The sequence below is a fragment of the Sphingomonas sp. CCH9-F2 genome (assembly GCF_001556735.1).
Taxonomy (GTDB): Bacteria; Pseudomonadota; Alphaproteobacteria; order Sphingomonadales; family Sphingomonadaceae; genus Sphingomonas; species Sphingomonas ginsenosidimutans.
In genome coordinates this window covers 1-8,697 of sequence record NZ_LSJO01000328.1, presented here as the reverse complement: position 1 = coordinate 8,697, position 8,697 = coordinate 1, and the positions used below count along the sequence as shown (strand labels likewise).

Sequence of the window (8,697 nt, the reverse complement as noted above, 5' to 3'; positions counted from 1 at the left end):
GCCTTGGCGCGCTCGCGCGACACCGCATCGTCGGCGCGCGCGCCAAGGCCGATGATCTGGTCGTCGAGCACGACGTTGAGCCGATAGCGCGCCGCGCCCCCGCCCTGTGCGCCGCCCATCGCACCCAGCCGGTCGCGCAGCGCGTTGGCGACCAGCCAGCCCGCCTTGCCCTGGATCGGCGCCACCTCAATCCCCGACAGCGAGGCGGCGACCGGCCCCGCCGCACCGCCGGCGTACAGCGGCTGCAACGTGCACCCGCCCGCCGCCAGCAGCAACGGCATCAGGAGAAGCGCGCCGCGCATCACAGGACCACGTTGACCAGCCGGTCGGGCACCACGATCACCTTGCGCGGCGCGTTGCCGTCCAGCGCGCGGACGATCTTGTCGACCGCCAGCGCCGCAGCCTCGACCTCGTCCTTGGGCAGCCCCTTCGCCAGCGTCAGCGTCTCGCGCAGCTTGCCGTTGACCTGGATCGCGATCGTCACCTCATCCTCGACCAGCAGCGCCGGGTCGACCGCCGGCCATTCGGTATCGGCGATCAACCCGCCCTGCGCGCGCGCGGCCCAGGCTTCCTCGGCGATATGCGGCACCATCGGCGCCACGAGCCGCATCAGCGTGGCGATCGCGGTGTCGCGCGACGCGGACGGCGCGGCCTTTTCGATCGCGCTGGTCAGTTCGTACAGCTTGGCGACCGCCTTGTTGAACGACAGCGCCTCGATATCCGCGCCGACGCCCGCGATCGTCTGGTGCAGCTTGCGGTCCAGCGCCGCGTCGCTGCCCGTCGCGCCGGAAGCCTCGCCGTCGAACAAGCGCCACAGCCGCTGGACGAAGCGCCACGCGCCCTCGATGCCGTTCTCGCTCCATTCCAGGTCGCGCTCGGGCGGGCTGTCGGACAGCATGAACCACCGCACCGCATCCGCGCCATACTGATCGACGATCGGCTCGGGATCGACGGTGTTCTTCTTCGACTTGGACATCTTCTCGACGCGGCCGACCGTCACCGCGCCGCCGCCCGCGATCTCCACGCCGTCGCGTACCTCGTCGGGCGCCAGCCAGCGCCCGTCCGCGGCCTTGTACGTCTCGTGCGTCACCATGCCCTGCGTGAACAGCCCGGTGAACGGCTCGGCCAGGTCGATCAGCCCGACATGCCGCAGCGCGCGAGTCCAGAATCGCGCGTAGAGCAGGTGCAGGATCGCATGTTCGACCCCGCCGATATATTGCGCCACCGGCAGCCAGCTTTCGGCGACCGAGCGGTCGAACGGCCGGTCCTTGGGCTGGCTGGCGAAGCGGATGAAATACCACGACGAATCGGCGAACGTATCGAGCGTGTCGGTATCGCGCAGCGCCTCACCGCCGCAGTGCGGGCACGCCACGTGCTTCCACGTCGGGTGCCGGTCGAGCGGATTACCCGGCACGTCGAAGGTGACGTCATCGGGCAGCGTCACCGGCAATTGCTCGCGCGGCACCGCCAGCTCGCCGCACGTCGGGCAGTGGATGATCGGGATCGGCGTGCCCCAGTACCGCTGGCGGCTGACGCCCCAGTCGCGCAGGCGATAGACGGTCGAGCCCTTGCCCCAGCCGCCATCCTCGGCCCGCGCGATCACTGCGCGCTTGGCGTCCTCGACGTCCATCCCGTCCAGGAAGTGCGAATTCACCAGCGTCCCCGGCCCGGTATAGGCCTCCGGCTCGCGGAAGTCGGGGTCGGCCTTGTCGCCGTCCGACACCACGCGGCGGATCGGCAGCGCATATTTGGTCGCGAAGTCGAAATCGCGCTGGTCGTGCGCGGGCACGCCGAACACCGCGCCGGTGCCGTACTCCATCAGCACGAAGTTCGCGATATACACCGGCAGCTCGCCCGCGCCGAGCGGATGGGTCGCGGTCAGCCCGGTGTCGAACCCCAGCTTTTCCTGCGTTTCCAGTTCGGCGGCGGTGGTTCCGCCCTGCTTACAGCGTTCGATGAACGCCGCCGCGTCCGGGTTGCCCGCCGCCACCGCCTGCGCAATCGGGTGATCGGCGGCGACCGCGACGAAGCTGGCGCCGAACATCGTGTCGGGGCGCGTCGTAAACACCTCGACGCTGCCGCCGTCCGACAGCGCGAAGCGGAATTGCAGCCCCTGGCTCTTGCCGATCCAGTTCTCCTGCATCAGCCGCACTTTGTCCGGCCAATGTTCCAGCGATCCCAGCCCGTCGAGCAATTCATCGGCGAACTGCGTGATCTTCAGGAACCACTGGCTCAGCTTGCGCTTCTCGACCAGCGCGCCGGAGCGCCAGCCGCGCCCGTCGATCACCTGTTCGTTGGCCAGCACGGTCATATCGACCGGGTCCCAGTTGACCGCCGACTCCTTGCGATAGACGAGGCCGGATTGGTAGAAATCGAGGAACAGCGCCTGTTCGTGGCCGTAATAATCCGGCTCGCACGTCGCCAGCTCGCGCGTCCAGTCCAGCGCGAAGCCCAGCCGCTTGAGCTGCGCCTTCATCGTGGCGATATTGGCGCGCGTCCAGGTGCCGGGATGCACCTTCTTTTCCATCGCGGCATTTTCGGCCGGCATGCCGAAGGCGTCCCAGCCCATCGGGTGCAGCACCTCGTGCCCGGTCATCCGGCGATACCGCGCCAGCACGTCGCCCATCGTATAGTTGCGCACGTGCCCCATGTGAATCTTCCCCGACGGATAGGGGAACATCTCCAGCACATAGGTCTTGGGCCTGGCGCTATGGTCGTCGGCGGCGAAGGTGCGCGCCTCGTCCCACACCTGTTGCCAGTGCGCGTCCGCCTTCAGGGCGTTGAAACGGGATGCCATGGTCGCGTGGTCGCCCGCCTCAGCCGGTGATCGCGCCGCGGCGCAGGTCGCGCGCACGGGTCAGGATGATGTCTTCCAGCTTCTGCGTCGTCGCCGCCTCGACCGGGGCGGCCACCCACTGGCCGCCGCGGTTCACCTCGCGCAGCGCGGCGACGCGCACCGCATCGGCGCGCAGGTCCTGGTCCAGGATCGACACGGTCAGCTTCATCCGCTCGGTCGGCAGCTGCGGGTTGACGTACCAGTCGGTGACGATGACGCCGCCGTTGGAATCGGTCTGGACCAGCGGCATGAAGCTCAGCGTGTCCAGCGTGGCGCGCCACAGATAGCTGTTGACGCCGATCGTCGTCACCTTCGACGCGGCGATATCGCCCTGCGGGCGGGCGCCGCGCCCGCCGCCACAGGCGGCCAGGGCAAGAGCGGCACACAGCGCAACCGCGGTACGCGAGGGGCGGAACATCGGCATCGTCCTTCAGGAAATCTCGTCTATGCCTTCGCTAGTACCCGCGCCCTCCGCCCCCCGCAAGCACGCCACATTGTGGACATGATGCAACAGCCTGTCGAAAAGCGTGCCGGCGGCGATGGACAAGGAACTGATTCCTGTTACCCCGCCTTCATGTCGTCCGGTATATGACGCCGGGGCAAAAGGGGATGGGTTCGATTCGTGGCATATGCGCGCCACATCGCTGTTGGAATGACCGCGGCCGCTCTGGTCGCCGCGGTGGCGGCCGTGCCGGCGATCGGCGCGGCTGACACCAGCGTCCGCGCGCCGCGCAAATCGGTGACGACGCCGCGTATCGCCGGTTCCTTCACCCCCTCCGCCGCCGATCCGAAACTGGCCGCGCTGTTCGCGCGCGGCGGGCTGGACGGCGGCGATTTCCACTTCACCCCGTCAGAGGCGCGCAACGGCAACCGCGCGGTCACCGTCGCGGTCCGCGCGCGTTCGGCATCGGCGGGTCGCGACTCGACTCGCTACGCCGCCAGCGCGCCGACCGTCGGCGTGGCGCCGATCGCCTACAACCTCGGCGTCGCCGTCGGGTGGAAGCGGTTCGCGGTGTCGGGCGATCTCGCCAAGGTCGATCTCGGCCCCGTCCCGGGCAGCCGGGAGGCAGGGGACGTCGCGCTCAGCTATTCGGGCAACAAATGGACCGGGCGGATCAGCGCCGGCGCCGATCGCGCGCTGCCGGGCACCGTGCGTGCGGTCAGCGAACCGTCCAGCTATTCGCTGGATGTCGGCGGCAGCTATGCGCTCACCCGCAATATCGATCTGACCGCCGGGATGCGGCTCAAGACCGAACGTGACCGGCTCGCCCGCCTCGACGACGATCGCCGCGACAGCCAGGCGGTCTATGTGGGCACTGCCTTCCGCTTCTGATGTCACGCGTCGGGGCTAGCGGCTCCACGCATCGATCGCGGCATAACCGGCGAATCCCAGCGGCCTGACGCGCCGGAACCGCGTTTCGTCCATCCCACCCAGCGCGATCAGCACGCCCGCGCCGCGCCCCGCCGCCAACCGTGCGCGCAGCGGGCCTTTCGCGCGCGCCCCCGGATGCGATCGTGTCGCGAAAATCGGCGACACGAACAGCACGTCGGCGCCCGCGCGGCGTGCGCGCACCGCCTCCCGGCGATTGTGGATCGACCACGTCACCACGCCGAATCCAACGCTTTGATGCGTTCCGTCCGCACCCGAAAGCCTGCCTCGGCCGGCCCTTACCACGGTCAGATGCCGTCGCCGCGCCACCCGCACCACCTGCCGGAACAGCGCGCGCCGCTCCCGCATCGGGGTATGATAGTGGCGAAACACCACGCCGCCGCCGCGCGGCAACCGCTCCAGGGCGCGCCACAGCCCCTCCCCCAGCCGTTCGTCGGTCATCAGCCAGCGTGTCGGGATCGGCGTCGGGATGGGGTGGCGGGCGCGCATCCCCGCCCGTATAGCGCCCCCGATGACCCCCGACGACCGTCTGTCCGCGATCCGCGACCGCATCGCCCGCGCCGCGCGCCTCGCCCGCCGCGACCCGGCCGAGGTGACGCTGCTCGCCGTCTCCAAAACCCATGACGCCGCCGCGATCCGCCCGTTCCTGGCGCTCGGCCAGCGCGATTTCGGCGAGAACCGCGTCCAGGAGGCGCAGGCCAAGTGGCCGGAATTGCGTGATGAATTCCCCGACGCGCGGCTCCACCTGATCGGCCAGCTGCAATCGAACAAGGCCGGTGATGCGGTCGCGATCGCCGATGCGATCCACAGCGTCGACCGCCCCTCGCTGATCGCCGCGCTGGCGCGCGCGATGGACGCGACCGGCCGCCGCCCCGCCTGTTTCGTCCAGGTCAATATCGGCATGGAGGAGCAGAAGGGCGGCTGCGCGATCGCCGACCTCCCCGCCCTGCTGGCCGAGGCGCGCGCCGCGGCGCTTCCGGTGGCGGGGCTGATGGCGATCCCGCCCGCCGGGCTGGACGCCGCGCCATATTTCGCACTGCTGGCAAAAATCGCGCGCGACGAAGGAGTTACGGGGTTGAGCATGGGCATGTCGGACGATCTGGATACCGCCGTCACGCTGGGCGCGACGCACGTCCGCGTCGGCTCCGCGCTGTTCGGGGCGCGCGCATGACCGCCCCCCGCCTCGCCGCCTTGCTGTTCGATTTCGACGGCGTGCTGATCGAAAGCGAGGCGAGCGGCAACCGCCACATCGCCGACTATCTCACCGCGATCGGCCACCCGATCAGCGCCGAGGAATCGATGGCGCGCTTCATGGGCCGCTCGGGCGCGGATTTCCTGCGCGAGATGGAAGGCTTCCTGGGCCGCCCCGTCCCCGACGATTTCCACGACGCCCGCATGACCGAGAACGAACGCTGCCTTGTCGAGGGAATCGAGGAAGTTACGGGCGCAGTGCGCTTCGTCCGCTCGCTCCCCGCCGACCTGCCGCGCGCAGTCGTCTCGTCCAGCCGGGTGCACTGGATCCGCACCCACCTGGATCATCTGGGCATCGCCGACGTCTTCGGCGACCACCTCTATTCGGGCACCGAGCATGTCGCCAACGGCAAGCCCGCGCCCGATCTCTACTGGCTCGGCGCCGAGCGGCTGGGCGTCCCGATCGAACGCTGCGCGATCATCGAGGACTCGCCCGTCGGCGCGACCGGCGCGGTGGCGAGCGGCGCGTTCGTCATCGGGCTGGTCGCCGGCTCGCATTGCGCGCCCGACCATGCCGACCGACTCCGCGCGATCGGTGTCCATGCGATCGCGCGTGATTTCAACGAGGTAGCGGCGCTGCTCGGCTGATTACAGCTGGTGGCCGGTGCGGTCGCGCTTGGTCGCCAGATAGCGTTCGTTGTGCGGGTTCGGCGGCAGCGAATGCGGGACCCGCTCCGCCACCGCGACCCCGGCCGCCTCCAGTCCGGCGACCTTGGCGGGATTGTTAGTCAGTAGCCGCACCCGCTCCTGCCCCAGCAACCGCAGCATCCGTGCGGCCACCCCGAAATCGCGCGCGTCGATTGCGAAGCCCAGCCGCGTATTGGCGTCGACCGTGTCGAATCCCTGGTCCTGCAACGCATAGGCGCGCAGCTTGTTGACCAGCCCGATGCCGCGCCCTTCCTGCCGCAGATACAACAGGATACCCCAACCCGACGCCTTGATCGCGGCGATCGCGGCATCCAGCTGCGGCCCACAATCGCATTTCAGGCTGCCCAGCACGTCCCCCGTCAGGCATTCGCTGTGCAGCCGCACCAGCGGAGCATTGCCGTCGGGCGTGCCGATCACCAGCGCGACATGCTCGTCGGCGCTTTCGGGCGAGCGGAACGCGACGATCTCGGCATCCTCGGCCTGCGCCACCGGCAGACGCGCGCGCACCGCGATCTGCAACCGCACCGCATCCTCGTGCGCGTCGATATCGGCGACGTCGACCGTCACCTCCGGCGCCACGTCACCATCAATGAAGAAGGCCGGCAGCAGCCCCGCGACCCGCGCCAGCCGCAACGCCGCCGCCAGCGCGCGCGGACGATCGACCGGCACGGTACGGAACGGCCCCTTGAGCGGGGTGGCCAGATCGAGCTGCGGATCGGCCAGCGCGGTCGCGGTCGCCATGTCGAACCACGGCGCACGCTCGATCACCACCGGCAGGTCGGGGTCGGCGGCGGCGCGCTGGTTGGTCAACTTGAGCGTCTCGGCCCGCCCGCTGGAGATCAGCAGCGCATAATCGCCACCGAACACCGCCAGCCGCCCGGCATCGGCAGTCTCGATCGCCAGCATCGTCACCGGCGCCTCGCCCGGGGCCGCGATCGCGATCGGCCAGCCGCGGCGCATCGCGTCGATCGCGCGGGCCGCGGCGCGCGCGTCGCTCACCACGCGAACTCGGTCATGATCGGCACATGGTCCGATGGTTTCAGCCAGCTGCGGCACGCCTCGAACACGGTATGGGCGGTCGCGGTCTTCGCCACGTCGCCCGTCGCCCACATATGGTCCAGCCGCCGCCCGCGGTCGTTCTTGGTCCAGTCGGGTGACCGATAGCTCCACCAGGTATGAAGCCGCGCCGGCGCGGGGTGGAAATGCCGCCCCAGGTCGACCCAGTCGTTCGATGCCTTCAACCGGTCGAGCGCCTCGACCTCGATCGGGGTATGGCTGACCACCTTCAACAGCGCCTTGTGGCTCCACACGTCGCTGGGCAGCGGGGCGATGTTGAAATCGCCGGTCAGGATCGTCGGGCAGTCGAGCGTTTCGGACCAGCGCGTCATCCGCTCGACGAAATCCAGCTTCTGCCCGAATTTCGGGTTCACCTCGCGGTCGGGGACGTCACCGCCGGCGGGGACATAGACATTCTCCAGCCGCACCCCGCCCGCCAACCGCACCCCCAGGTGCCGCGCCTCGCGATTCGCCTGCCAGTCGAGCCGGTCGTCGGCCTCCACGGGCACGCGGCTGACGATCGCGACGCCATGGTGCATCCGCTGGCCGTGCAACAGGACGTGATCGTAGCCGAGCGCATGGAAGGCCGCGACCGGGAAGTCGGCATCCACGACCTTGGTTTCCTGAAGGCACAGCACATCGGGCTGCACCTCGCGCAGGAACTGCTCGACGATGTCGAGGCGGAAACGGACCGAGTTGATGTTCCAGGAGACGATCTTCACGCCGCGATGGTTAGACCGGGGACGGTTCATCGACAAGCCGTGTGCCCGGCATGGAAAGGCCCTCGCTCCGGGGGCAAGGAGCGAGGGCCGACCTGGCGTTCGTCACGCAGGCGGGAAGCGGGGGGTCGGGCAACAGGGGGAAAATCCCGAAACGGCCCCGCGACCGCACGCTGCTTTTAGGTAAGTGCAGCTGTCGCCCCGATGAACGGAATTGGCAGTATCCGTTCAGCCGGCGCGCCCTTGCCGCCGCGGATCGGTCCACCGGAACGCCGCGTCGTCGACCGGCACGTTAAACTTCTGGTCGCTCAGCCGGATCGTCGTGCGGTTGCCCTGACTGTCCAGCGCGACCCACCCCTGCAGCATCAGCCCCGCCGGCGCGCTCGCTTGCCGAGCGAACACCAGGGTGATCCGCCCATATTGCGGACGGCCGGGGTCATAGGCTTCGACCGACACCACACCCGGCGCGTTAGAAGGCACGATCTTGGCAAAGCGCGTGATGTCGCGTTTCGGGTCGAGCAGCACGCCCAGCGGTGAATTGCCGATCGGCCAGCGCTGCACCTGCCGCACCGAATAATCGATGAAGGTCAACGCCTTACCGTCACCGACGATCAGCAACGGCACACCCTTTTGATACTGGAAGCGGATCTTGCCCGGCTTCTTGAGCGTCAGCGTGCCGGTCAGCACCTGGCCGTTGCGATCGGTCTGGCTGAACGCGGCGGTCATCGATTCGACGCCCGACAGGTGCCGCTGCACCGCGGCCAGATCGGGATTGGTCTGCGCCGTGGCGGCGGGGG

The 8,697-nt window shown here is 69.2% G+C and carries 9 protein-coding genes and 1 pseudogene; 3 read left to right on the top strand and 7 right to left on the bottom strand.

What is annotated here, in order from left to right; all coding sequences use genetic code 11:
- The 3 genes and pseudogenes from AX685_RS09565 to AX685_RS09555 form a co-directional block, all read right to left on the bottom strand.
- Positions 1-302, bottom strand: a pseudogene (locus tag AX685_RS09565) (LPS assembly lipoprotein LptE); the annotation flags it as partial.
- Complete coding sequence (leuS, locus tag AX685_RS09560) at positions 302-2,797, bottom strand: leucine--tRNA ligase (RefSeq protein ID WP_066487971.1); 2,496 nt, start codon at positions 2,795-2,797, stop codon at positions 302-304. The gene leuS and the pseudogene AX685_RS09565, both read right to left, overlap by 1 nt.
- A gap of 19 nt (positions 2,798-2,816) precedes the next feature.
- On the bottom strand, positions 2,817-3,254 hold the full coding sequence (locus tag AX685_RS09555; protein ID WP_066487970.1) for a DUF3576 domain-containing protein: 438 nt from the start codon (positions 3,252-3,254) through the stop codon (positions 2,817-2,819).
- A gap of 234 nt (positions 3,255-3,488) precedes the next feature.
- Here AX685_RS09555 and AX685_RS09550 point away from each other — a divergent pair, with 234 nt between their 5' ends.
- Positions 3,489-4,169 (top strand): hypothetical protein, encoded by a 681-nt coding sequence (locus AX685_RS09550; RefSeq protein WP_066487928.1) that lies wholly within the window; start codon positions 3,489-3,491, stop codon positions 4,167-4,169.
- 15 nt (positions 4,170-4,184) lie between these two features.
- Here AX685_RS09550 and AX685_RS09545 read toward each other — a convergent pair whose 3' ends face one another.
- A complete protein-coding gene (locus AX685_RS09545; RefSeq protein WP_066487925.1) occupies positions 4,185-4,715 on the bottom strand; it encodes a thiamine phosphate synthase in 531 nt (176 codons plus the stop codon).
- Positions 4,716-4,737: 22 nt separating this feature from the next.
- Here AX685_RS09545 and AX685_RS09540 point away from each other — a divergent pair, with 22 nt between their 5' ends.
- Together AX685_RS09540 and AX685_RS09535 are read left to right on the top strand one after the other, a co-directional pair.
- A complete protein-coding gene (locus AX685_RS09540) occupies positions 4,738-5,397 on the top strand; it encodes a YggS family pyridoxal phosphate-dependent enzyme (protein ID WP_066487923.1) in 660 nt (219 codons plus the stop codon).
- Positions 5,394-6,065 carry an HAD family hydrolase gene (locus AX685_RS09535; protein ID WP_066487921.1) on the top strand — a complete coding sequence of 224 codons (672 nt, stop codon included), beginning with the start codon at positions 5,394-5,396 and terminating at the stop codon, positions 6,063-6,065. The genes AX685_RS09540 and AX685_RS09535 overlap by 4 nt, the downstream gene beginning before the upstream one ends.
- Here AX685_RS09535 and ribA read toward each other — a convergent pair whose 3' ends face one another.
- The 3 genes from ribA to AX685_RS09520 form a co-directional block, all read right to left on the bottom strand.
- The gene (ribA, locus tag AX685_RS09530; RefSeq protein WP_066487968.1) at positions 6,066-7,085 is read right to left on the bottom strand and encodes a GTP cyclohydrolase II; all 1,020 of its coding nucleotides are present in this window, start codon (positions 7,083-7,085) and stop codon (positions 6,066-6,068) included. It abuts the gene before it with no gap.
- A 35-nt stretch (positions 7,086-7,120) separates the two neighbouring features.
- Positions 7,121-7,903 (bottom strand): exodeoxyribonuclease III, encoded by a 783-nt coding sequence (locus tag AX685_RS09525; protein WP_066487919.1) that lies wholly within the window; start codon positions 7,901-7,903, stop codon positions 7,121-7,123.
- Positions 7,904-8,128: 225 nt separating this feature from the next.
- Positions 8,129-8,697: LolA family protein (locus tag AX685_RS09520; RefSeq protein WP_066487917.1), on the bottom strand; the 569-nt coding region annotated here is incomplete at its 5' end.

Coding starts and splice junctions, on each gene's coding strand:
- leuS (WP_066487971.1), bottom strand. CDS start 2,797: ATGGCATCCCGTTTCAACGCCCTGAAGGCGGACGCGCACTGGCAACAG.
- AX685_RS09555 (WP_066487970.1), bottom strand. CDS start 3,254: ATGTTCCGCCCCTCGCGTACCGCGGTTGCGCTGTGTGCCGCTCTTGCC.
- AX685_RS09550 (WP_066487928.1), top strand. CDS start 3,489: ATGACCGCGGCCGCTCTGGTCGCCGCGGTGGCGGCCGTGCCGGCGATC.
- AX685_RS09545 (WP_066487925.1), bottom strand. CDS start 4,715: ATGCGCGCCCGCCACCCCATCCCGACGCCGATCCCGACACGCTGGCTG.
- AX685_RS09540 (WP_066487923.1), top strand. CDS start 4,738: ATGACCCCCGACGACCGTCTGTCCGCGATCCGCGACCGCATCGCCCGC.
- AX685_RS09535 (WP_066487921.1), top strand. CDS start 5,394: ATGACCGCCCCCCGCCTCGCCGCCTTGCTGTTCGATTTCGACGGCGTG.
- ribA (WP_066487968.1), bottom strand. CDS start 7,085: ATGCGCCGCGGCTGGCCGATCGCGATCGCGGCCCCGGGCGAGGCGCCG.